Below are 22,879 nucleotides of genomic sequence, written 5' to 3'. Positions count from 1 at the left end.
TCAGTCCTCGGTCTCGTCGCCGTGGCGGCGGCCGTCTTCGGCCACCGCACGCTCGATCAGCGCCGACAGCTCGGCGCCGCGGCGGATGCTTTCGTCGTAGTGGAAATGCAGTTGCGGCACGCTGCGCAGCTTCATCGACTTGCCCAGCAGCATGCGCAGGTAGCCGGCGGCGTCGTTGAGGATTTCCATGTTCAGGGCGATCTTGCCGGCATCGTCCTGGCCCATGACGGTGATGAACACCTTGGCGTGCGCCACGTCGCGGCTGACCTCGACACCGGTGATGGTGACCAGGCCCAGGCGCGGGTCCTTGATCTCGCGCTGGATCAGTTGAGCCAGTTCGCGTTGCATCTGATCGCCGATACGCTGGGTACGGCTGTAGTCTTTTGCCATTTTTCAACCTGCCTCCAGCGACACCCGGTCACTGGAAAAAAAAGCGACAAACGCCCGGGACAGCTGGAAGCCGGCCCGGGCGCTGTGGTTACGCACTCGCCATCAAAGGCTGCGTGCGACTTCGACCTTCTCGAACACTTCGATCTTGTCGCCGACCTTGACGTCGTTGTAGCTCTTCACGCCGATGCCGCACTCCATGCCGGCACGCACTTCGGCGACGTCGTCCTTGAAGCGACGGAGAGACTCCAGCTCGCCTTCGAAGATGACCACGTCGTCGCGCAGCACGCGGATCGGACGGTTGCGGTGCACCATGCCCTCGGTGACCATGCAGCCGGCGATCGCGCCGAACTTCGGCGAGCGGAACACGTCGCGCACCTCGGCGATGCCCAGGATGTTCTCCCGCAGATCGCTGCCGAGCATGCCGGTCAGGGCCTTCTTGACGTCCTCGATGATGTCGTAGATCACGTTGTAGTAACGCATATCCAGACCTTCGGCTTCGACGATCTTGCGCGCGCCGGCGTCGGCGCGCACGTTGAAGCCGAACAGCACCGCGTTGGAAGCCAGCGCCAGGTTGGCGTCGGACTCGGTGATGCCACCGACGCCGCCACCGACCACGCGGACCTGCACTTCGTCGTTGCCCAGGCCGCTGAGCGAGCCTTGCAGAGCCTCGAGCGAACCGCGCACATCGGCCTTGAGGACGATGTTCAGGGTCTTCTTCTCTTCCTGGCCCATGTTCTCGAAGATGTTTTCCAGCTTGCCGGCATGGGCACGCGCCAGTTTCACCTCACGGAACTTGCCTTGACGGAACAGGGCGACTTCGCGGGCCTTCTTCTCGTCGGCGACCACGGTCATCTCGTCACCGGCATCCGGCGTACCGTCCAGGCCGAGGATCTCGACCGGGATCGACGGGCCGGCTTCCTTGATCGGCTTGCCGTTCTCGTCGAGCATGGCGCGGACACGACCGTAGTTGATGCCGACCAGCACCATGTCGCCCTGGCGCAGGGTACCGTCCTGGACCAGCACGGTGGCCACCGGGCCGCGTCCCTTGTCCAGGCGCGACTCGACCACCACGCCACGGCCCGGGGCCGACGGAGTGGCTTTCAGTTCGAGCACTTCTGCCTGCAGCAGGACCGCTTCGAGCAGTTCATCGACGCCAGTACCGAGCTTCGCCGAAACCGGGACGAAGGGAGCGTCGCCGCCCCACTCTTCCGGGATCACGTCGAGAGCGGCCAGGCCGTTCTTGATGTTGTCCGGGTTGGCCTCGGGCTTGTCGATCTTGTTCACCGCGACCACGATCGGCACGCCCGCCGCTTTCGCGTGCTGCACGGCTTCCTGGGTCTGCGGCATGACGCCGTCGTCGGCCGCGACCACCAGGATCACGATGTCGGTCGCCTGGGCGCCACGGGCACGCATCGCGGTGAACGCGGCGTGGCCGGGGGTATCCAGGAAGGTCACCATGCCACGCTCGGTTTCGACGTGGTAGGCACCGATATGCTGGGTGATGCCGCCGGCCTCGCCCGCGGCGACCTTGGCGCGACGGATGTAGTCGAGCAGCGAGGTCTTGCCGTGGTCGACGTGGCCCATGACGGTGACGACCGGCGCGCGGGTGACTGCCTCGCCTTCGAACTTCAGGGACTCGGCCAGTTGTTCTTCCAGCGCGTTCTCGCTGACCAGCTTGACCTTGTGGCCCAGCTCTTCGGCGACCAGTTGGGCGGTCTCCTGGTCCAGGACCTGGTTGATGGTCACCGGGGAGCCCATCTTGAACATGAACTTGACGACTTCGGCACCCTTGACCGACATCTGGGCGGCCAACTCGGCTACGGTGATGGTCTCACCGATGTTCACTTCACGCACGATCGGTCCTGTCGGGTTCTGGAACCCGTGCTGGTTGCGCTTCTTCAGCTTCGACTTGCCACCACGACCGCCGCGACGGTAACCATCGCTTTCCTCGTCGGTGCTGCGTGGAGCCACGCGCGGAGCAGGAACCTTTTCCTTCTCCTTGACCGAGGGACGGTGCTGGGTGTGCTTGCGGTCGCGGCGGTCATCGTCCTCGTCACGCTTGGGCACGCGGCGCGGCTCTTCCTTCTTGCGCTCTTCCACGGCGGCAGGCTTGGCCACTGGTTCGGCAACCGCGACATCCGCCACCACGGCAGGCTCGGCACCGGCAGTAGCCGCTGCTTCCTGGGCAGCCTTGGCACGCGCAGCTTCCTCGGCCTTGCGCGCTTCCTCTTCGGCACGCTGGCGGGCAGCGGCCTCTTCGGCCTTCAGACGCTCCGCCTCTTCCGCCGCGCGCTGCTCCTCGAGTTCGCGCTGGCGCTCGGCCTCGATCTCGTCGGGGCTGCGCTTGACATAGGTTTTCTTCTTGCGAACTTCGACGCTCACCGTCTTGCTGCCACCCACTTTCAGCGTGGTAGTGGTCTTGCGTTGCAGGGTGATCTTGCGCGGCTCGCTGGCGCGATCGCCATGGCTGCCTTTCAGGTGGGTCAGCAGGGCTTGCTTCTCGCTATCCGTTACAACTTGTTCGGCACTGGTGTGCGGCAGACCTGCGTCACGCATCTGCAGCAGCAGGCGCTCCACCGGTGTGTCGACCACCTGGGCCAGTTCTTTCACCGTGACTTGCGTCATGCACTTCTCTCCTCAGGCCGCGACTGCTTACTCGAACCAATGGGCCCGGGCGGCCATGATCAACTTGCCGGCACGCTCTTCGTCCATGCCGTCGATGTCGAGCAGATCGTCGATCGATTGCTCGGCCAGATCTTCACGGGTGGTTACGCCACGCAGCGCCAGGTCCAGGGCCAGCTCCTTGCTCATGCCATCGAGGCTGAGCAGGTCTTCTGCCGGTTGTGCGTCGGCGAGCTTCTCTTCGGTCGCAATGGCCTTGGTCAGCAGGCGATCCTTGGCACGGGAGCGCAGCTCGTTGACGATGTCTTCGTCGAAGCCATCGATGCTGAGCATCTCTTCCATCGGTACGTAGGCGATTTCCTCAAGAGTCGTGAAGCCCTCTTCCACCAGTACCTGGGCCAGTTCCTCGTCGACATCCAGCTCGTCGACGAAGCGCTGCAGGATATCCCCGGTCTCGGCCTGTTGCTTGGCCTGGATATCCGCCTCGGTCATCACATTCAGGGTCCAGCCGGTCAACTGGCTGGCCAGACGGACGTTCTGGCCACTGCGGCCGATAGCCTGCGCCAGATTGTCCTCGGCGACGGCGATATCCATGGTATGGGTATCCTCGTCGACGATGATCGCCGCCACCTCGGCCGGAGCCATGGCGTTGATCACGAATTGCGCCGGGTTGTCGTCCCACAGGACGATGTCCACCCGCTCTCCACCGATCTCGCCGGATACCGCCTGGACGCGCGAACCGCGCATACCGATGCAGGCGCCCTGCGGGTCGATGCGCTTGTCCTTGGAACGAACGGCGATCTTGGCGCGCGAGCCCGGGTCACGGGCGGCGGCCATCACGTCGATCAACTGCTCGGCGATTTCCGGTACTTCGATGCGGAACAGCTCGATCAGCATTTCCGGCGCGGTACGCGACAGGACCAGCTGAGGACCGCGGTTCTCGGTACGGATCTCCTTCAGCAGGGCACGCACGCGGGTGCCAACGCGGAAGGTCTCGCGCGGAATGATCTGGTCGCGGGCCAGCAGCGCCTCGGCGTTGTTGCCGAGATCGACGATGACGTTGTCGCGGGTGACCTTCTTCACGGTACCGGAAATGATCTCGCCGACCTTCTCGCGGTAGGCATCGACCACCTGGGCGCGCTCGGCCTCGCGGACCTTCTGCACGATGACCTGCTTGGCAGTCTGCGCAGCGATGCGGCCGAACTCGATGGATTCGATCTTTTCTTCGATGACCTCGCCGACCTTCGCGCCCGGCTTCTGCTCCTGGACGTCCTCGACGGTGATCTCGGTGGCGGGGTCCTGGTAGTCCTCGTCGGCGACGACGTGCCAACGACGGAAAGTCTCGTAGCTGCCGTTATGACGATTGATCTCGACGCGCAGGTCGACCTCGTCCTCGAAACGTTTCTTGGTGGCGGTCGCCAGAGCCAGCTCCAGCGCCTCGAAAATCACGCCGGCCGGTACGCCCTTTTCGTTGGATACCGACTCAACAACCAGCAGTACTTCTTTGCTCATTGTACGCCTCGCCTTTCAATCCATTGGATCCGCGGATTCGCGTCTCAATCAAAACGGGGAATGATGTTGGCCTTGTCGATCGAATCGATCGGCAGCAGGTACTCGTGATCGTCCACCAGGACCACCACATCCTGCTCCTCCACACCACGGAGAATGCCTTGGTAGTTACGCCGCCCCTCATAGGGCGAACGCAGCCTGATCTTCACTTGCTCGCCGGCATGCTTGGCGAACTGTTCGAGGGTGAACAGCGGCCGATCCATGCCCGGAGAGGACACCTCCAGGGTGTACTCGCCGCTGATCGGGTCTTCGACGTCGAGAATACCGCTGACCTGCCGACTGACGGCTTCACAGTCATCGATGAGGATGCCTTCGGGGCGGTCGATATAGACGCGCAACACCGAATGACGACCCTGGGAAATGAACTCGACGCCCCAGCACTCATAGCCGAGCGCCTCGACCACAGGGGCCAGCAAGGCCTGCAACTGTTCTAGCTTGCTCGACACCTGATCGCCTCGCGTATGTCGTAGAAACAAAAAATGGGCGAAACGCCCATCCCTAAATTGCCACTCGGAACCGTGGCATGGACTGTCCAGCTAACAAAAAGCCCCTAAAAAGGGGCCCTGAAAAACTGGTTGCGGGGGCTGGATTTGAACCAACGACCTTCGGGTTATGAGCCCGACGAGCTACCAGACTGCTCCACCCCGCGTCAAAGCTGGTGCAAGATTATACGACCGACACCTTGATGGGTCAACCGAACCTTGCAGAGACAAACCCCGCAGGACGGGGCTTGCTTATATGGTACCGAGGAGGGGACTCGAACCCCTACAGCCTATGGCCACTACCACCTCAAGGTAGCGTGTCTACCAATTCCACCACCTCGGCAGAAACCTTTCTCTTACTTCTGTTCAGGAGCCGCCGGTACATCGCCTGCACTTTCCGCAGGCTTGGACTGCTCCTGAAGAACCGGCACATCGTCAGCGGCCGGTGCTTTCTCTTGCTTCTGCTCCAGAACTGCCGGATCCGGCAGCCCGATGTGTTGCAGAGCATCAGACTTTTCTTTAGCGAAGTACGCTAAGCCAAGGCTGGTCAAGAAAAAAACCGCTGCCAGTATACCAGTAATCCGACTCAAAAAGGTAGCGGAACCTTGGCTTCCGAAAACAGTTGCCGAAGCACCTGCACCGAAAGAAGCCCCTGCATCCGCACCCTTGCCATGCTGAACGAGGATCAGGCCAACAAGACCCAATGCCATCAGCAGGTGCACGACAATTACGACCTTTTCCAGCATCTTCAGCTTCCCGCGGCACGACAGATCGCGCCGAACTCATCCGCATTGAGGGAGGCTCCACCTACCAGCCCCCCATCGATATCCGGCATGCCGAACAACTCGGCTGCACTTGCCGCCTTTACACTGCCGCCGTAAAGGAGTCGCACACCTTTTGCGACCTCGGCATTTTCCGCTGCCAGTTGCGCGCGGATCGCCGCGTGCACTTCCTGGGCTTGCGCGGGGGACGCGGTCAACCCGGTCCCGATCGCCCAGACCGGCTCGTAAGCCACGACTGCGCGAGCAAAAGCTCCAACACCCAACTCGTCGATCACGCTTCCCAGCTGCCTTGCGACAACCTCCAGCGTCTTGCCCGCCTCGCGCTCCGCCCGGGTCTCCCCGACACACAGCACCGGCACCAGGCCGCACGACTGAGCCGCGGCAAACTTGCGACTCACAACCTCGTCACTCTCGCCGAGAATCAGGCGACGCTCCGAGTGGCCCACGAGGACCATGCTACAACCGACATCCGCCAACTGACTGGGAGCAGTCTCACCGGTCAGCGCGCCTTGCATCGGCTCGACGGCGCTGTTCTGCGCACCTACATCGATCGCCTTGCCGGCCAGGCCCTGGATGACCTGGCTGATGAACAAGCAAGGTGGCATCACAGCTACATCGACTCCGCTCGGCAACGCCAGCTGACGCAAGCCTTTGATCAACTCGGCCACACTGGAATGCGTACCGTGCATTTTCCAGTTACCGGCCACCAAGGGTCGACGCATGCTGTACCTCGCGGGGCAAAGTGGGCGCAGATGTTACTCAACAGTTTCCAGACTGGCAAGCAAAATCAAGCACATACCTCAGAAACAATTTTTGCCAGCTGTTCGGCGTGGGCACGAACGCTAGCTTCCTCGTCGCCCTCGACCATCACCCGGACCAACGGCTCTGTGCCGGATTTGCGCAGCAGGACACGACCGCGCCCGCCCATTTGCTCGGTGACGCGGACGCTGGCCTCCTTCACCGAGGGGTGCTCGAGCGGATCGCTTTCGCCCTTGAAGCGCACATTGATCAGCACCTGGGGGCACTTGCGAATCCCCTGGCGCGCCTCGGCCAGGGTCTGGCCGCGATGCTTGAGCGCCATCAGCACCTGTAGCGCCGCGATGATGGCATCGCCCGTCGTGGTGTTCTGGCAGCAGACGATATGTCCCGAATTCTCCCCTCCCAGCATCCAGTTCCGAGCCAGCAGTTCGGCCATCACATAGCGATCGCCGACCTTCGCCCGCACGAACGGGATATGCAGTTCCTGCAAAGCCAGCTCCAGGCCGAGGTTGCTCATCAGGGTGCCGACCACACCGCCTTGCAGGCGCCCGCTTTCCTGCAGGTCGCGCGCGATGAGGAAAAGCAGTTCGTCGCCATCCACGACCGCACCGGTATGGTCGACCATCATCACCCGGTCGCCGTCGCCGTCGAAGGCGATGCCGAGGTCGGCATGGTGCTCGACCACCGCAGCCTGCAGGCCATCCAGGTGAGTGGAACCGCACTTGTCGTTGATGTTCAGGCCATTCGGGCTGGCCGCCAGCACCGTCACTTCCGCGCCCAGTTCCCGGAAGACGCTGGGAGCGATCTTGTAGGTAGCGCCGTTGGCGCAGTCGAGCACGACCTTGAGACCGTTGAAGTCGGTGCTGGTCGGCACGCTGCTCTTACAGAATTCGATGTAGCGCCCCGCCGCGTCATTGATCCGCGAAACCTTGCCGAGACGGGCGGACTCCACCACGGTCATCGGCGCATCGAGCAGTTCCTCGATCATCAGCTCGACGTCGTCCGGCAGCTTGGTCCCCTGCCCGGAGAAGAACTTGATGCCGTTGTCGTCGTGGGGATTGTGCGAAGCGCTGATCACCACCCCGGCCTCGGCGTGGAAAGTCCGCGTCAGGTAGGCGATGCCGGGGGTAGGCATCGGTCCCAGCAACAGGGTATCGGCGCCGGAAGCGGAGAGCCCCGCCTCGAAGGCCGACTCGAACATGTAACCCGAGCTGCGCGTGTCCTTGCCGATCAGGACCCGGCAGTTGCCCTGCCGGCGGAAGGCCATGCCCACCGCCCAGCCCAGCTTGAGAACGAAGTCCGGAGTAATCGGAAACTCGCCAACACGACCACGGATACCGTCAGTCCCGAAGTATTTTCTGCTCATCTTTTGTCTTCCGTGCTCAATCCGCCATTTCAACGGCGGAGATCATTCGCATCACGTCGACGGTCGCCGCCACGTCATGCACTCGAATTATCCGTGCGCCCTTGGCCAGCGCCAGGGCCGCCAGAGCTAGGCTGCCGTAGAGGCGTTCGTCCACCTCCCGCCCCAGTACCTTGCCGATCATGCTCTTGCGCGAAACGCCGACCAACAACGGCAAGCCCAGGCCATGGAGTGCCTGCAGATGCCTGAACAGCACCAGGTTGTGCTCCAGTGTCTTGGCAAAACCGAAACCCGGATCCAGCAACAGCCGCTCGCGGTCGATTCCGGCCGCCACGCAGGCATTCACACGCTCCTGCAGGAACGCGCCGACTTCCGCCACCACATCCTGGTAGGCAGGCGCATCCTGCATGGTCTGCGGTTCTCCACGCATGTGCATGAGGCAGACCGCCAGGCCGCTATCCACCGCAGCATCCAGCGCACCGTCGCGCTGCAGCGAACGGACGTCGTTGATCAGACCCGCTCCGAGACGCGCAGTTTCGCGCATGACCGCGGGCGTGGAGGTATCCACCGAAATCACGACGTCCAGCTCGCGAGCGATGCGTTCGACTACCGGAGCGACCCGCTCCAGCTCCTCCGTCGGAGAAACGCTGCGCGCACCGGGACGGGTCGACTCGCCGCCGACGTCGATGAGCGTTGCGCCTTCCCGCACCATGCGCTCGGCATGCCGCAGGGCATCGTCCAGCCGGTCGTAACGGCCGCCATCGGAAAAGGAATCGGGGGTGACATTGAGGATGCCCATGACATGTGGGCGGGCCAAATCAAGAACCCGACTGCCGCAAGGCAGTCGGGTCGGGTATTGCGGATTGCTCATTCAGGGCTCTCAGTGCTCGCCGGCCGGCCCACCGATGGGAGGGGTGTTCTCGCGGCGGCCCGACTCTTCCAGGTTGGCCGGCGGGGTGCCGGTACCCGAACCACCCTGCCAGTCACGCGGCTCGCGCGGCACGCGACCGGCCATGATGTCGTCGATCTGGTCGGAGTCGATGGTTTCGTACTTCATCAGTGCGTCGGCCATCATCTCCAGCTTGTCGCGGTTCTCGTCGAGCAGTCGCTTGGCGGTACCGTAGCAGTCGTCGATGATGCGCCGGACTTCCTGGTCGATCATCTTGGCGGTCTCGCCCGACACATTGGCGTGCTGGCTGCCGGCGCTACGGCCGAGGAACACCTCGCCCTCCTCCTCCGCGTACATCAGCGGGCCGAGCTTCTCGGACAGCCCCCACTTGGTCACCATGTTCCGCGCCAACTGGGTAGCACGCATGATGTCGTTGGAAGCGCCAGTGGTGACGCCTTCGAAGCCGAGGGTCATCTCTTCCGCGATACGGCCGCCGAACAGCGAGCAGATCTGGCTTTCCAGCGCGCGCTTGGACAGGCTGTAGCGATCTTCCTCGGGGAGGAACATGGTCACGCCCAGGGCGCGTCCGCGCGGAATGATGGACACCTTGTAGACCGGGTCATGCTCCGGCACCAGGCGACCGACGATGGCGTGGCCGGCTTCGTGGTAGGCGGTGTTGCGCTTCTCCTTCTCGGACATGACCATGGTCTTGCGCTCGGCGCCCATCATGATCTTGTCCTTGGCCAGCTCGAACTCGCGCATGTCGACGATGCGCTTGTTGGAGCGCGCGGCGAACAGCGAAGCCTCGTTGACCAGGTTGGCCAGGTCGGCGCCGGAGAAACCGGGCGTACCGCGGGCGATGACGGCAGGATCGACATGGTCGCCCAGCGGCACCTTGCGCATGTGCACCTTGAGGATCTGTTCGCGCCCGCGGATATCCGGCAAGCCGACCACCACCTGGCGGTCGAAGCGGCCCGGGCGCAGCAGCGCCGGGTCCAGAACGTCCGGACGGTTGGTGGCAGCGATGACGATGATGCCATCGTTCATCTCGAAGCCATCCATCTCCACCAGCAACTGGTTGAGGGTCTGCTCGCGCTCGTCGTGACCACCGCCCAGGCCGGCGCCGCGATGGCGGCCGACGGCGTCGATCTCGTCGATGAAGATGATGCACGGCGCATGCTTCTTGGCCTGGTCGAACATGTCGCGGACACGGGAAGCGCCCACGCCGACGAACATCTCGACGAAGTCGGAACCGGAAATGGTGAAGAACGGCACCTTGGCTTCGCCGGCGATGGCCTTGGCCAGCAGGGTCTTGCCGGTGCCGGGCGGGCCGACCATCAGCACGCCGCGCGGGATACGGCCGCCCAGGCGCTGGAACTTGCCCGGATCGCGAAGGAACTCGACCAGCTCGCTGACCTCCTCCTTGGCCTCGTCGCAGCCGGCGACGTCAGCGAAGGTGGTCTTGACCTGGTCCTCGGACAGCAGGCGCGCCTTGCTCTTGCCGAAGCTCATCGGGCCGCCGCGACCGCCGCCGCCACCCTGCATCTGGCGCATGAAGAACATGAAGACGGCGATGATCACCAGGATCGGGAAGCTGGCGACCAGCAACTGGGTCCAGATGCTCTGCTGTTCGGGCTGCTTGCCCTCGACCACGACGTTGTTGTTGACCAGGTCGCCGATCAGGCCGTTGTCCTGGATCGCCGGGCGGATGGTCTTGAAGGTATCGCCGTCGCTACGCTTGCCGGTGATGACATAGCCATCCACGGTCACTCGCTCGACCTTGCCATCCTTGACCTGCTGGATGAAGTCCGAGTAGTTCAGCGTCTGTGGCTCGCTCGGGCTCGAGAAATTGTTCATCACGGTCACCAGTACCGCCGCGATGATCAGCCACAGAATCAGATTCTTTGCCATGTCGTTCAATTGACTACCCTCTGAAGCCGGCTCCGTCCTGGAAACCGCTTCACACGACGGCCAGACTCCTTCCGGCCAAAAGTACTACACAAGCGCCCGCGCACGCAGGCGTTGTCTGTAACCCTTTATGAACCCTCGCCCGTCCCGGCACAACAGGTCATCGACCAATAGACAGGCTATAGGGTCAATCATTCCAGTCTATTCCCCGCGAAAGCCGCGTGCGAGCAGATACTGTTCCCGCGAACGATCACGCGACGACAGGGGCTTGCGCATCTGTACCTTGTCGAACATTTCCCGGGCCTGCTTGTGGTACTGGTCGAAACCTTCGCCCTGGAAGATCTTGATCAGGAAATCGCCGCCCGGCCGCAGCACACGGCCGGCCAGGTCCAGCGCCAGTTCGCAGAGATACATGGCGCGCGGCTGGTCGGCGGCCCGCACTCCACTCATATTGGGGGCCATATCGGAAATCACAAGGTCTACCGGATGGTCGCCGATCGCCTCGAGGATCCGCGCGAACACCGCGTCCTCGGTGAAGTCGCCCTGGATGAAGGTGACGTCGGGGATACTGTCCATCTCAAGGATGTCCGAAGCGATCAGCCGGCCGCGATCGCCGATCACCCGGCTGGTGACCTGCGACCACCCGCCCGGCGCGGCGCCCAGGTCGACCACGGTCATGCCCGGACGCAGGATGCGGTCCTTCTCCTGGATCTCCAGCAGCTTGTAGCTGGCGCGCGAGCGATAGCCATCGCGCTGGGCCATCTTCACGTAGGGATCGTCGAAATGTTCTTTCAGCCAACGCTGGCTGGTTTTGGAGCGGGCCACGGAATACCTCTTCGGGCACCCCCGGTCGGCGGGGGCAGCATCACTTGGACTAAAACTGGGGTAAAATAGACGACTTTTTCCCAGGGGTCTGATTATGGCGCTCACTCAAGAGCAGAAGAAACAGTTCAAATCTATCGGTCACCACCTGAAACCGGTATTGATCGTAGCCGAGAACGGCTTGACCGAAGGCGTTCTCGCCGAACTCGAGCGCGCACTCAACGATCACGAACTGATCAAGGTGAAACTGGCGCTGGCCGAGCGCGACGATCGCCGCGCCCTGCTCGACGAACTCTGCGCGCAGTCGCGCAGCGACCTGGTGCAAAGCATCGGCAAGATGGCGCTGGTCTATCGGAAGAACCCGAAGCCGAACAAGAATCTCTCGAACATCAGCCGTTTCGCCGGCATCTGATGTCCCATCCAACCAAGGTCGGGAAACTTCCCGACCTGGTTCAGACGTATTCCTCGTCCCGCCCCGGTACCGGCTGCAACACCAGCAGCAGGCCACACATCGCCACCGCCAGGTAGTTGAACAGCAGCCAGCGCACCGCCTCGGGCGCCAGCCCACGCACCAGGAAGTACACCAGGCAGAGCAGCGCGACGGCGAGCAACAGCTGACCGCGAAGGTCTCGCCAGAGGCTCCTCGGCCCGTGGCTCGACACCAACACCAGCGCCTGCAGCGCCGCACAGAATCCGGCGAAGCCGATCAGCAGCGGCGTCAACGCCGCGGCTACGGTTTCCACCAGCAGCGGCGCCAGTCCGGTCTTGGCCAACGCAGGCAGGACCACGAACTGCAGCAACCAGAGGCCGCCGACCCAGAACGTCTGGGCCAGCAGCCAACTGATCGCGCCTGCGCGCAACGGGGCGCGCTTAGATATGGCGAACCTCGACGATCTCGTACTCGACGTCGCCGCCCGGGGTTCTCACCAGCACGGCATCGCCTTCGGTCTTGCCGATCAGCGCACGGGCGATCGGCGAATTCACCGAGATCTTGCCACCCTTGATATCCGCCTCGTCGTCGCCGACGATCTGGTAGGTCACGGTCTCGTCGGTCTCGACATTGGCGATGTCGACGGTGGTGCCGAAGATCACCTTGCCGCTGTGCGGGATGGCGGTGACATCGATGACCTGGGCGTTGGACAGCTTGGCCTCGATGTCGCGGATACGCGCCTCGACCATGCCCTGCTGTTCGCGCGCCGCATGGTACTCGGCGTTTTCCTTGAGGTCGCCCAGTTCACGCGCTTCGGCGATGGCCTGGCTGATCTGCGGGCGCAGCACGCCCTTCAGGTGTTTCACTTCTTCTTCCAGGGCGCGGGCGCCCTGGACGGTCATGGGGAACTTGCTCATGCCTTGATTCCTGCGTGGAGATCCTGCAGACGCCGAACGGTCTTCTCGGGACCGAACTTGAGCGCCTCACAGATCGCCTGCCCACCCGCAATGGTGGTGGTGCAGCAGATCTTGTGCTGCAGGGCGTTTCGACGAATGGAGTAGGAGTCAGCGATGGACTGCCGGCCCTCGGTGGTGTTGATGATCAGGGTGACCTCGTCGTTCTTGATCATGTCCACCACGTGCGGGCGACCTTCGGTCACCTTGTTCACGCGACGCACCGGCAGGCCCGCGGCCTCGATGACACGCGCGGTACCGGCGGTGGCTACCACTTCGAAGCCCAGCGCGACCAGGTCGCCAGCCACCTGGGCGGCGAACGGCTTGTCGTCTTCGCGGACGCTGATGAAGGCGCAACCGGCGGTCGGGAGAATCTCGCTGGCCCCCAACTGAGCCTTGGCAAAGGCTTCGGCAAAGCTATCACCGACGCCCATCACTTCACCAGTGGACTTCATTTCCGGGCCGAGGATCGGATCGACGCCGGGGAACTTGGCGAACGGGAACACCGCTTCCTTGACGCTGAAGAACGGCGGGATGATTTCCTGGGTGAAGCCGACCTCGGCCAGGGTCTTGCCGGCCATGACGCGGGCGGCGACCTTGGCCAGCGACTCGCCGACGCACTTGGAGACGAACGGCACGGTACGCGAGGCGCGCGGGTTGACCTCGATGACGAAGATATCCTCGCCCTGCACCGCCATCTGCACGTTCATCAGGCCGACCACGCCAAGCTCCAGGGCCATTTTCTTGACCTGCTCGCGGATCTCGTCCTGGATGTGCTGCGGCAGCGAGTACGGCGGCAGCGAACAGGCGGAGTCGCCGGAGTGAACGCCAGCCTGCTCGATATGCTGCATGATCGCGCCGATCACCACGATCTCGCCGTCGCATACCGCGTCGATGTCGACTTCGATGGCGCAGTTGAGGAAGTGGTCGAGCAGCACCGGGCTGTCGTTGGAAACCTGAACCGCCTCACGCATGTAGCGCTTGAGTTCTTCTTCCTGGTAGACGATTTCCATCGCCCGCCCGCCCAGCACGTAGGACGGGCGTACCACCAGCGGATAACCGATGGCCTTGGACGCAGCCAGGGCCTCGTCTTCGCTGCGCGCGGTGGCGTTGGCCGGCTGGCGCAGGTTCAGGCGCTGGACCATCTGCTGGAAGCGCTCGCGGTCTTCGGCACGGTCGATGGCGTCCGGGCTGGTGCCGATGATCGGCACGCCGGCCTCTTCGAGGGCGCGGCAGAGCTTCAGCGGGGTCTGGCCGCCGTACTGGACGATCACACCCTTGGGCTGCTCGACGCGGACGATCTCAAGGACGTCCTCGAGGGTCACCGGCTCGAAGTACAGGCGGTCGGAGGTGTCATAGTCGGTGGAGACGGTTTCCGGGTTGCAGTTGACCATGATGGTCTCGTAGCCGTCTTCGCGCATCGCCAGCGCCGCGTGCACGCAGCAGTAGTCGAACTCGATGCCCTGGCCGATGCGGTTCGGACCGCCGCCGAGGATCATGATCTTCTCGCGGCTCGACGGGTTGGCCTCGCACTCTTCCTCGTAGGTCGAATACATGTAGGCGGTGTCGGTGGCGAACTCGGCGGCGCAGGTATCGACGCGCTTGTAGACCGGCAGTACCTTCAGCTTGTGGCGATGGCTGCGCAGGTTCTTCTCGGTGACGCCGAGCAGCTTGGCCAGGCGCGCGTCGGAGAAGCCCTTGCGCTTGAGCTTGTACATCAGCTCGCGATCGATAGAGGACAGGCCGAGGGTCTTGACCTTCTCCTCGTCCTTGACCAGGTCCTCGATCTGCACCAGGAACCATTCGTCGATGCGGGTCAGCTCGAACACTTCCTCGACGCTCTTGCCGGCGCGGAAGGCGTCGGCGACGTACCAGACACGCTCGGCGCTGGGCACGGTCAGCTCGCGCTTGAGGATGCTGTCGGCCTCCGGGTCGTTCAGGTCGAGCTTCGGATCGAAGCCGGTGGCGCCGACTTCCAGGCCGCGCAAGGCTTTCTGCACCGACTCCTGGAAGGTCCGGCCGATGGCCATGACTTCGCCGACCGACTTCATCTGGGTGGTCAGGCGGGCATCGGCTTTCGGGAATTTCTCGAAGGCGAAGCGCGGGATCTTGGTCACCACGTAGTCGATGGCCGGCTCGAACGACGCCGGGGTGCGACCGCCGGTGATGTCGTTCTGCAGTTCGTCGAGGGTGTAGCCGACCGCCAGCTTGGCGGCGATCTTGGCGATCGGGAAACCGGTGGCCTTGGAGGCCAGGGCCGAGGAACGGGAAACCCGCGGGTTCATCTCGATCACCACCATGCGCCCGGTGTTCGGGCAGATGCCGAACTGCACGTTGGAACCGCCGGTTTCCACGCCGATCTCGCGCAATACCGCCAGCGAGGCGTTGCGCATGATCTGGTATTCCTTGTCGGTCAGGGTCTGCGCCGGTGCCACGGTGATCGAGTCACCGGTGTGCACGCCCATCGGGTCGAAGTTCTCGATGGAGCAGACGATGATGCAGTTGTCCTTCTTGTCGCGGACCACCTCCATCTCGTATTCCTTCCAGCCGATCAGCGACTCGTCGATCAGCAGCTCGTTGGTCGGCGACAGGTCGAGGCCACGGGCGCAGATCTCTTCGAACTCTTCACGGTTGTAGGCGATACCGCCGCCGGTGCCGCCCATGGTGAAGGACGGACGGATGATGCAGGGGAAGCCGACCTGCTCGAGCACGCCGTAGGCCTCCTCCATGCTGTGGGCGATGCCCGAGCGCGGACAGGCCAGGCCGATATCCTTCATCGCCTTGTCGAAGCGCGAGCGGTCCTCGGCCTTGTCGATGGTATCGGCATTGGCGCCGATCATCTCCACGCCGAACTTCTCCAGCACGCCGTGGCGCTCCAGGTCCAGGGCGCAGTTCAGCGCAGTCTGGCCGCCCATGGTCGGCAGCAGCGCGTCGGGGCGTTCCTTCTCGATGATCTTGGCCACGGTGGCCCACTTGATCGGCTCGATGTAGGTCGCGTCGGCCATCGCCGGGTCGGTCATGATGGTCGCGGGGTTGGAGTTCACCAGGATGACGCGGTAGCCCTCCTCGCGCAGGGCCTTGCAGGCCTGGGCGCCGGAGTAGTCGAATTCGCAGGCCTGGCCAATCACGATGGGGCCGGCACCGAGGATCAGGATGCTCTTTATGTCTGTACGTTTTGGCATGGGACTCTCGTTGCAATAATCAGGACAGGGTTGCGGTGGCCAGCTTCACACCAAAGCCGACGAACAGGGCGCCGACGCCCGAAGTGGCGCCGGCAGCCAACCGTTGCCGCCGGCGGAACCAGGCCGCCAGCCGCACACCGGTGAAAATCAGGAAGCTCAGGTAAAGGGCGCTGACCAGTTCCAGGATCACCGCCAGCACCAGGAACGACAGGCCCGGATAGGCATAGCCGGGATCGACGAACTGGATGAAGAAGGAGATGAAGAACAGGATCGCCTTGGGATTCGACAGGCTGAGCAGCAGCGCCTTGCGGAACGGCTGGTGGACATCCACCTGTTCGGCCTGCGCCGCCGTCGCTTCGGGATTGCGCAGCTTGCGCCAGGCGCCCCGCAGCATGCCGACGCCGAGATAGAACAGGTAGGCCGCACCGAGGTACTTCAGGCCGATGAACAGCATCGGCTCGGCCTTCAGCAGGGACGCCACGCCAAGGGCCGACAGCAGCATCAGCACCGCGTCGCCGAGGAACACGCCGCAGGCGGCCCGGTAGCCGGTCGCCACGCCACGCTGGGCCGAAGTCGCGAGGACGAACAACGAGTTCGGCCCGGGCAACAGGATCACGAAAACCACACCCAGCACGTAGGTCCAGAAATCGGTTATCCCCAGGGTCGGCATGGCTCTGCTCCTCAGCGACGCTCGGCCATCGCCGAGATGAAGCGGTCGAACAGCGGGGCGACGTCATGCGGACCGGGGCTCGCCTCGGGGTGGCCCTGGAAGCTGAAAGCGACCTTGTCGGTGCGCTCGATACCCTGCAGGGTACCGTCGAACAGCGACTTGTGAGTGGCTCGCAGGTTGTCCGGCAAGGTGCTCTCGTCGACCGCGAAACCGTGGTTCTGGCTGGTGATCATCACCACGCCGCTGTCCAGGTCCTGCACCGGGTGGTTGGCGCCGTGGTGGCCGTGGCCCATCTTCAGGGTCTTGGCGCCAGAGGCCAGGGCCAGCAACTGATGGCCGAGGCAGATGCCGAACACCGGGATCTCGGTATCGAGGAATTCGCGGATCGCCTGGATCGCGTAGTCGCACGGTTCGGGGTCGCCGGGGCCGTTGGAAAGGAAGATGCCGTCAGGGTTCAGCGCCAGCACTTCGCTGGCCGGTGTCTGCGCCGGCACCACGGTCAGGCGGCAGCCGCGCGCCACCAGCATGCGCAGGATGTTCAGCTTGACGCCGTAGTCGTAGGCCACCACGTGATACGGCAGTTCACCGGCCGGGATCTCCGGATGACTGTCGCTTTCCAGGTTCCAGACGCTGGAGCGCCACTCGTAGCGCTCGGCGGTGGTGACCTCCTTGGCCAGGTCCATGCCCTTCAGGCCGGGGAAGGCGCGAGCCAGCTCCAGCGCGCGTTCCTCGGTAGCGTCGGCACCAGCCAGGATGCAGCCGTTCTGCGAACCCTTCTCGCGGAGGATACGGGTCAGGCGACGGGTATCGATGCCGGCGATGGCGACGGTGCCGTTGGCTTTCAGGTAGTCAGGCAGCGACTGCTTGCTGCGCCAGTTGCTGGCGATCAGCGGCAGGTCGCGGATGATCAGGCCGGCGGCCCAGACACGGTTGGCCTCGGCGTCTTCCGGGGTGGTACCGGTATTGCCGATGTGCGGGTAGGTCAGGGTGACGATCTGCTGGGCGTAGGAAGGATCGGTAAGGATTTCCTGGTAGCCGGTCATGGCGGTGTTGAACACCACCTCGCCAACGGTCTGGCCGTCGGCACCGATGGCTTCACCGCGAAAAATGCTGCCGTCGGCAAGTGCAAGTATGGCTGGCTTAGTCAAGAAGACCTCCCGTAAATCAAGCCTGACTGGTCGCGCAGGTGTAAAAAAGCGGGATGACACCGTGAAGAGTCATCCCGCTTTTTTTCGATTCATGCTGCGCTGCTTTTAGTGGACACACTAAAGCTGTAGTTTACAGAATCGCGACATTCCGGTCCACCAATAAGACGACGTGCGGCAGCGCCTCAGCGTAGGCCGAGCACATCCTGCATGTCGTACAGGCCGTTCTCCTTGCCCTCCAGCCACAGCGCCGCACGCACCGCGCCACGGGCGAAGGTCATGCGGCTGGAAGCCTTGTGGGTGATCTCCACGCGCTCGCCCTCGGCGGCGAACAGCACGGTGTGGTCGCCCACCACGTCTCCGGCGCGCACGGTGGCGAAGCCGATGGTTTCCCGCGCCCGCGCGCCGGTCTGCCCCTCGCGTCCGTAGACCGCCACTTCCTGGAGGTCCCGGCCGAGCGCCTGGGCTACCACCTCGCCCATGCGCAAGGCGGTGCCGGACGGCGCATCGACCTTGTGCCGGTGATGGGCCTCGATGATCTCGATATCCACTTCGTCGCCCAGCACCCGTGCCGCAGTATCCAGAAGCTTCAGGCAAAGGTTCACGCCGACGCTGAAGTTGGCAGCGAAGACGATCGGGATATCCTTCGCCGCCTCGGCCAGCAGCAGCTTCTCGTCGGCGCTGAAGCCGGTGGTGCCGATGACCATCGCCCGGCGCGCCTTGCGGCACTGTTCGAGGTTCTTCAGGGTTACGGAGGGATGGGTGAAGTCGATCAGGACGTCGAACTCCTCGCAGACCTTGCCCAGGTCCCCGGACAGCGGCACGCCGATCCGGCCGAGACCGGCCAGCTCGCCGGCGTCCGCCCCCACCAGGGTGCTATCCGGACGATCCACCGCCGCCGTCAGCCCGGCGGCACCGCCGGTCTGCTGAACGGCCTCGATCAGGTTCTTGCCCATGCGCCCGGCGGCGCCCACTACGGCTATACGTCGCATAAAACCACTCCACGCGGAACCCGGACGCGGCTGTCAGGCCGCGCCCATGGCTTTGTTTATAGGTCGTCGAAGAAACGCTTCATGCCTTCGAACCAGCCACTGGCCTTGGGCGAATGCGAGGTGTCGCTCTGCAACGACTTGCGGAACTCCTCGAGCAGCTCGCGCTGGCGCTTGTCCAGGTTCACCGGGGTTTCCACCACCACCTTGCACATCAGGTCGCCGGCGCCGCCGCCGCGCACCGGGGCCACGCCCTTGCCGCGCAGGCGGAACAGCTTGCCGGTCTGGGTGCTTTCCGGAATCTTCAGCTTGACCCGGCCATCCAGGGTCGGCACTTCCAGCTCGCCACCCAACGCAGCGTCGGCGAAACTGATCGGCACTTCGCAGTACAGATGCTTGCCGTCGCGCTGGAAGATCGGGTGCTCGCGCACATTGACCACCACGTACAGGTCGCCCGCCGGACCACCCATGCTGCCGGCCTCGCCTTCGCCGGTGAGGCGGATGCGGTCGCCGGTGTCGACGCCGGCCGGCACCTTCACCGACAGGGTCTTCTGCTCTTCCACGCGCCCCTGCCCATGGCAGGAGCCACAGGGATCGGAAATCATCTTGCCGGTGCCGTGGCAGCGCGGGCAGGTCTGCTGGACCGAGAAGAAGCCCTGCTGCATGCGCACCTGGCCGATACCGCCGCAAGTGGTGCAGGTGACCGGTGTGGTGCCGGGCTTGGCGCCGCTGCCGTTGCAGGTCTTGCAACCGACCAGGGTCGGCACGCGGATGGTGACGGTGGTGCCACGTACCGCCTCCTCCAGGTCGAGGTCCAGGGTGTAGCGCAGGTCCGCGCCGCGCTGCGCGCCGCCGCGCGAGCCACCGCGGGCACCGCCGCCACCGAAGAAATCGCTGAACACATCGCCGAAGATGTCGGAGAAGCTCGCCCCGCCGAAACCGGCGCCAGCGCCCCCACCCATATTCGGATCGACGCCGGCATGGCCGTACTGGTCGTAGGCCGCCCGCTTGCTGGCATCGGAGAGGACCTCGTAGGCCTCGTTGGCCTCCTTGAACTTGTCCTCGGCTTCCTTGTCGCCAGGATTGCGGTCCGGGTGGTATTTCATCGCCAGGCGGCGGTAGGCCTTCTTCAGGTCCGCCTCGCTGGCGCCACGCTCAACCCCCAGAACCTCGTAAAAGTCTCGTTTCGCCATAACCTTTCCGTCTCAATTAAGGACCCTCCAGACACGCCAACGCGGGAGCAGGCTCCCGCGTGGCGGATCATGCGTACCGGCCTGGCCGGCACGCGGGGCAGAAGCAAGCCGGGGCTTACTTGTTGTCCTTGACCTCTTCGAACTCGGCGTCCACCACGTCGTCAGCGGCTTTCGCCTGCTCGCCCTGGGGAGCGTCTTCGCCCTGCTGGGCCTGTTCGGCGTACATCTTCTGCGCCAGCGGGGTGGAAGCCTGGGACAGAGCGTTCATCTTGGCCTCGATCTCGGCCTTGTCGTCGCCCTTCACCGCCGCTTCCAGCTCGCCCAGCGCCTTCTCGATGGTCGCCTTGTCCTCGGCGGTGGCCTTGTCGCCCGCCTCGGTGATCATCTTGCGGGTCGCGTGGACCAGCGCGTCGCCCTGGTTGCGAGCGGCAGCCAGTTCCTCGAACTTGCGGTCCTCCTCGGCGTTCGCCTCGGCATCGCGGACCATCTGCTGGATCTCATCCTCGGACAGGCCGGAGGATGCCTTGATCACGATGGACTGCTGCTTGCCGGTGGCCTTGTCCTTCGCCGAGACGTGCAGGATGCCGTTGGCATCGATATCGAAGGTCACCTCGATCTGCGGCACGCCGCGCGGAGCCGGCGGAATGTCGGCCAGGTCGAACTTGCCCAGCGACTTGTTCTGCGCGGCCTGCTTGCGCTCGCCCTGCAGCACGTGGATGGTCACCGCGCCCTGGTTGTCGTCGGCGGTGGAGAACACCTGCGACTTCTTGGTCGGGATGGTGGTGTTCTTCTCGATCAGACCGGTCATCACGCCGCCCAGGGTCTCGATGCCGAGGGTCAGCGGGGTCACGTCGAGCAGCAGCACGTCCTTCACGTCGCCGGCCAGGACCGCGCCCTGGATGGCGGCACCGACAGCCACGGCTTCGTCCGGGTTGACGTCCTTGCGCGCTTCCTTGCCGAAGAACTCGGCAACGGTCTTCTGTACCAGCGGCATGCGGGTCTGGCCGCCGACCAGGATCACTTCATGGATATCGGAAACATCCAGGCCGGCATCCTTCAGCGCGGTGCGGCACGGCTCGATGGTGCGCTGCACCAGGTCTTCGACCAGGGACTCCAGCTTGGCGCGGGAAACCTTGACGTTCAGGTGCTTCGGACCGCTCGCGTCGGCAGTCACATACGGCAGGTTGACGTCGGTCTGCTGGGTCGAGGACAGCTCGATCTTGGCTTTCTCGGCCGCTTCCTTCAGACGCTGCATGGCCAGCGGGTCGCCCTTCAGGTTGATGCCGCTTTCCTTCTTGAACTCGTCGACGAGGTAGTCGATCAGGCGGATGTCGAAGTCTTCGCCGCCGAGGAAGGTGTCGCCGTTGGTGGCCAGCACTTCGAACTGGTGCTCGCCGTCGACTTCGGCGATCTCGATCACCGACACGTCGAAGGTACCGCCGCCCAGGTCATAGACGATCACGGTGTGGTCGCCCTTGGCCTTGTCCAGGCCATAGGCCAGCGCCGCCGCGGTCGGCTCGTTGATGATCCGCTTGACGTCGAGGCCGGCGATGCGGCCGGCGTCCTTGGTGGCCTGGCGCTGGCTGTCGTTGAAGTAGGCCGGAACGGTGATCACCGCTTCGGTGACCGGCTCGCCGAGGTAGTCTTCGGCGGTCTTCTTCATTTTCTTCAGCACTTCGGCGGAAATCTGCGGAGGCGCCATCTTCTGGCCCTTCACTTCCACCCAGGCGTCGCCGTTGTCGGCCTTGACGATGCTGTACGGCACCATCTGGATGTCTTTCTGAACCACGTTCTCTTCGAAGCGACGGCCGATCAGGCGCTTCACCGCATACAGGGTGTTCTGCGGGTTGGTGACCGCCTGGCGCTTGGCCGGCTGGCCCACCAGGGTTTCGCCATCGTTGGTGTAGGCGATGATCGAGGGGGTGGTACGCGCGCCCTCAGCGTTCTCGATGACCTTGACGTTACCGTTCTCCAGGATAGCCACGCAGGAGTTGGTGGTACCCAGGTCGATGCCAATGATTTTGCCCATATTCACTCTCCAGAAACTTTGATTCCGTGCGACCCGCCCGTGGGTCTCGTGCTCGGTTGACTACCCAGATGGGGTCGTCGCGTCGAATTTCAAGCCTGCTCGTCGATGGACGGCGGGGTTTCCGCCGGCGCCTTGCTGACTACCACCATCGCCGGACGCAGCAGGCGGCCGTTGAGCAGGTAGCCTTTCTGGAACACCTTGAGGACACTGCCCGGCTCGGCCGAAGCGCTTTCCTGCATGGCCATCGCCTGGTGCTGCTCGGGGTTGAAAGGCTCGCCTTCCGGGTTCAGCGCCTCCACCTGGTAGCGGCGCAGGGTGTCGTCGAACATCTTCAGGGTCAGTTCCATCCCTTCGCGCATCGGCTTGATCGCCTCGTCGTTGGGATCGGACATCTCCAGGCCGCGCTCGAGGGTGTCGACCACCGCCAGCAGGTCGCCGGCGAATTTCTCCAGCGCGAACTTGTGCGCCTTCTCGACATCCTGCTCCGCACGCCGGCGTACGTTCTGCAGATCCGCGACCATGCGCAGCGCCTGGTCCTGGGCGGCAGCCAGCTGCTCTTCCAGTTCCTGCACGCGGGCGGTCAGGTCCTCGGCGGCGCCGGTGGGCTGCTCGGGGGTCTGTTGATCCAGGGTCTGCTGTTCGTCAGCCATGCCACTCTCCTTCAAAAATAAGCTGGCAAATACAAGGCGAACGCATAAGTTC

The 22,879-nt window shown here is 63.9% G+C and carries 20 protein-coding genes and 2 tRNA genes; 1 reads left to right on the top strand and 21 read right to left on the bottom strand.

Annotated elements, in window-relative coordinates:
• From rbfA to rlmE, 12 genes are all read right to left on the bottom strand, one after another.
• Window positions 1-390: a 30S ribosome-binding factor RbfA gene (gene rbfA / locus JHD77_RS10295; protein WP_003095188.1), complete on the bottom strand. Its 390-nt coding sequence runs from the start codon at window positions 388-390 to the stop codon at window positions 1-3.
• Between the two features lie 102 nt (window positions 391-492).
• Entirely contained in the window at window positions 493-3,015 is a 2,523-nt protein-coding gene (gene infB / locus JHD77_RS10290) for a translation initiation factor IF-2 (RefSeq protein ID WP_003113908.1), read from the bottom strand.
• A gap of 27 nt (window positions 3,016-3,042) precedes the next feature.
• A complete protein-coding gene (gene nusA, locus JHD77_RS10285; RefSeq protein ID WP_003095192.1) occupies window positions 3,043-4,524 on the bottom strand; it encodes a transcription termination factor NusA in 1,482 nt (493 codons plus the stop codon).
• A gap of 44 nt (window positions 4,525-4,568) precedes the next feature.
• Entirely contained in the window at window positions 4,569-5,027 is a 459-nt protein-coding gene (gene rimP, locus JHD77_RS10280; protein WP_003095193.1) for a ribosome maturation factor RimP, read from the bottom strand.
• 126 nt (window positions 5,028-5,153) lie between these two features.
• Window positions 5,154-5,230 (bottom strand) — tRNA-Met (locus JHD77_RS10275).
• Window positions 5,231-5,320: 90 nt separating this feature from the next.
• Window positions 5,321-5,406: transfer RNA gene (locus JHD77_RS10270), tRNA-Leu, on the bottom strand.
• 13 nt (window positions 5,407-5,419) lie between these two features.
• On the bottom strand, window positions 5,420-5,809 hold the full coding sequence (gene secG / locus JHD77_RS10265; protein ID WP_003095194.1) for a preprotein translocase subunit SecG: 390 nt from the start codon (window positions 5,807-5,809) through the stop codon (window positions 5,420-5,422).
• Window positions 5,810-5,811: 2 nt separating this feature from the next.
• The gene (gene tpiA, locus JHD77_RS10260; protein WP_003100513.1) at window positions 5,812-6,567 is read right to left on the bottom strand and encodes a triose-phosphate isomerase; all 756 of its coding nucleotides are present in this window, start codon (window positions 6,565-6,567) and stop codon (window positions 5,812-5,814) included.
• Between the two features lie 65 nt (window positions 6,568-6,632).
• Window positions 6,633-7,970 carry a phosphoglucosamine mutase gene (glmM, locus tag JHD77_RS10255; RefSeq protein ID WP_003116076.1) on the bottom strand — a complete coding sequence of 446 codons (1,338 nt, stop codon included), beginning with the start codon at window positions 7,968-7,970 and terminating at the stop codon, window positions 6,633-6,635.
• Window positions 7,971-7,986: 16 nt separating this feature from the next.
• Window positions 7,987-8,838 carry a dihydropteroate synthase gene (gene folP / locus JHD77_RS10250; RefSeq protein WP_003121077.1) on the bottom strand — a complete coding sequence of 284 codons (852 nt, stop codon included), beginning with the start codon at window positions 8,836-8,838 and terminating at the stop codon, window positions 7,987-7,989.
• A 9-nt stretch (window positions 8,839-8,847) separates the two neighbouring features.
• A complete protein-coding gene (gene ftsH / locus JHD77_RS10245; RefSeq protein ID WP_003095200.1) occupies window positions 8,848-10,767 on the bottom strand; it encodes an ATP-dependent zinc metalloprotease FtsH in 1,920 nt (639 codons plus the stop codon).
• A 198-nt stretch (window positions 10,768-10,965) separates the two neighbouring features.
• Window positions 10,966-11,589 (bottom strand): 23S rRNA (uridine(2552)-2'-O)-methyltransferase RlmE, encoded by a 624-nt coding sequence (gene rlmE, locus JHD77_RS10240; protein WP_003095202.1) that lies wholly within the window; start codon window positions 11,587-11,589, stop codon window positions 10,966-10,968.
• 94 nt (window positions 11,590-11,683) lie between these two features.
• On the opposite strand from rlmE, the gene yhbY reads away from it, so the two are divergent.
• Entirely contained in the window at window positions 11,684-11,998 is a 315-nt protein-coding gene (yhbY, locus tag JHD77_RS10235; protein ID WP_003095204.1) for a ribosome assembly RNA-binding protein YhbY, read from the top strand.
• A gap of 40 nt (window positions 11,999-12,038) precedes the next feature.
• On the opposite strand, the gene JHD77_RS10230 is transcribed toward yhbY, so the two are convergent.
• The 9 genes from JHD77_RS10230 to grpE form a co-directional block, all read right to left on the bottom strand.
• Window positions 12,039-12,446, bottom strand: a complete 408-nt coding sequence (locus JHD77_RS10230) for a hypothetical protein (protein WP_023086674.1) — start codon at window positions 12,444-12,446, stop codon at window positions 12,039-12,041.
• Window positions 12,447-12,456: 10 nt separating this feature from the next.
• On the bottom strand, window positions 12,457-12,933 hold the full coding sequence (gene greA, locus JHD77_RS10225) for a transcription elongation factor GreA (protein ID WP_003095206.1): 477 nt from the start codon (window positions 12,931-12,933) through the stop codon (window positions 12,457-12,459).
• Complete coding sequence (carB, locus tag JHD77_RS10220; RefSeq protein ID WP_003095207.1) at window positions 12,930-16,151, bottom strand: carbamoyl-phosphate synthase large subunit; 3,222 nt, start codon at window positions 16,149-16,151, stop codon at window positions 12,930-12,932. The genes greA and carB overlap by 4 nt, the downstream gene beginning before the upstream one ends.
• Window positions 16,152-16,170: 19 nt before the next feature.
• Window positions 16,171-16,821 carry a leucine efflux protein LeuE gene (leuE, locus tag JHD77_RS10215; protein ID WP_003095208.1) on the bottom strand — a complete coding sequence of 217 codons (651 nt, stop codon included), beginning with the start codon at window positions 16,819-16,821 and terminating at the stop codon, window positions 16,171-16,173.
• A gap of 11 nt (window positions 16,822-16,832) precedes the next feature.
• Window positions 16,833-17,969, bottom strand: coding sequence for a glutamine-hydrolyzing carbamoyl-phosphate synthase small subunit (carA, locus tag JHD77_RS10210; protein WP_003095209.1), 1,137 nt, complete (start codon window positions 17,967-17,969; stop codon window positions 16,833-16,835).
• A 182-nt stretch (window positions 17,970-18,151) separates the two neighbouring features.
• The gene (dapB, locus tag JHD77_RS10205) at window positions 18,152-18,958 is read right to left on the bottom strand and encodes a 4-hydroxy-tetrahydrodipicolinate reductase (protein ID WP_017148601.1); all 807 of its coding nucleotides are present in this window, start codon (window positions 18,956-18,958) and stop codon (window positions 18,152-18,154) included.
• Between the two features lie 56 nt (window positions 18,959-19,014).
• A complete protein-coding gene (gene dnaJ / locus JHD77_RS10200) occupies window positions 19,015-20,148 on the bottom strand; it encodes a molecular chaperone DnaJ (protein WP_003095211.1) in 1,134 nt (377 codons plus the stop codon).
• Between the two features lie 115 nt (window positions 20,149-20,263).
• On the bottom strand, window positions 20,264-22,177 hold the full coding sequence (gene dnaK / locus JHD77_RS10195) for a molecular chaperone DnaK (RefSeq protein WP_003095212.1): 1,914 nt from the start codon (window positions 22,175-22,177) through the stop codon (window positions 20,264-20,266).
• Between the two features lie 89 nt (window positions 22,178-22,266).
• Window positions 22,267-22,827: a nucleotide exchange factor GrpE gene (gene grpE, locus JHD77_RS10190; protein WP_003095213.1), complete on the bottom strand. Its 561-nt coding sequence runs from the start codon at window positions 22,825-22,827 to the stop codon at window positions 22,267-22,269.
• Window positions 22,828-22,879: the final 52 nt, after the last annotated feature.

It is taken from the genome of Pseudomonas sp. P20 (genome assembly GCF_016463925.1).
Classification (GTDB): domain Bacteria; phylum Pseudomonadota; class Gammaproteobacteria; order Pseudomonadales; family Pseudomonadaceae; genus Pseudomonas; species Pseudomonas aeruginosa.
Note: the sequence above shows the minus strand (reverse complement) of the source record. Positions and strands in the feature narration are given on the sequence as shown.

Excerpts from the sequence above, each read along its gene's own strand:
- rbfA (WP_003095188.1), bottom strand. The coding sequence starts at position 390 with ATGGCAAAAGACTACAGCCGTACCCAGCGTATCGGCGATCAGATGCAA.
- infB (WP_003113908.1), bottom strand. The coding sequence starts at position 3,015 with ATGACGCAAGTCACGGTGAAAGAACTGGCCCAGGTGGTCGACACACCG.
- nusA (WP_003095192.1), bottom strand. The coding sequence starts at position 4,524 with ATGAGCAAAGAAGTACTGCTGGTTGTTGAGTCGGTATCCAACGAAAAG.
- secG (WP_003095194.1), bottom strand. The coding sequence starts at position 5,809 with ATGCTGGAAAAGGTCGTAATTGTCGTGCACCTGCTGATGGCATTGGGT.
- tpiA (WP_003100513.1), bottom strand. The coding sequence starts at position 6,567 with ATGCGTCGACCCTTGGTGGCCGGTAACTGGAAAATGCACGGTACGCAT.
- glmM (WP_003116076.1), bottom strand. The coding sequence starts at position 7,970 with ATGAGCAGAAAATACTTCGGGACTGACGGTATCCGTGGTCGTGTTGGC.
- folP (WP_003121077.1), bottom strand. The coding sequence starts at position 8,838 with ATGAGCAATCCGCAATACCCGACCCGACTGCCTTGCGGCAGTCGGGTT.
- ftsH (WP_003095200.1), bottom strand. The coding sequence starts at position 10,767 with ATGGCAAAGAATCTGATTCTGTGGCTGATCATCGCGGCGGTACTGGTG.
- yhbY (WP_003095204.1), top strand. The coding sequence starts at position 11,684 with ATGGCGCTCACTCAAGAGCAGAAGAAACAGTTCAAATCTATCGGTCAC.
- greA (WP_003095206.1), bottom strand. The coding sequence starts at position 12,933 with ATGAGCAAGTTCCCCATGACCGTCCAGGGCGCCCGCGCCCTGGAAGAA.
- carB (WP_003095207.1), bottom strand. The coding sequence starts at position 16,151 with ATGCCAAAACGTACAGACATAAAGAGCATCCTGATCCTCGGTGCCGGC.
- leuE (WP_003095208.1), bottom strand. The coding sequence starts at position 16,821 with ATGCCGACCCTGGGGATAACCGATTTCTGGACCTACGTGCTGGGTGTG.
- dapB (WP_017148601.1), bottom strand. The coding sequence starts at position 18,958 with ATGCGACGTATAGCCGTAGTGGGCGCCGCCGGGCGCATGGGCAAGAAC.
- dnaJ (WP_003095211.1), bottom strand. The coding sequence starts at position 20,148 with ATGGCGAAACGAGACTTTTACGAGGTTCTGGGGGTTGAGCGTGGCGCC.
- dnaK (WP_003095212.1), bottom strand. The coding sequence starts at position 22,177 with ATGGGCAAAATCATTGGCATCGACCTGGGTACCACCAACTCCTGCGTG.
- grpE (WP_003095213.1), bottom strand. The coding sequence starts at position 22,827 with ATGGCTGACGAACAGCAGACCCTGGATCAACAGACCCCCGAGCAGCCC.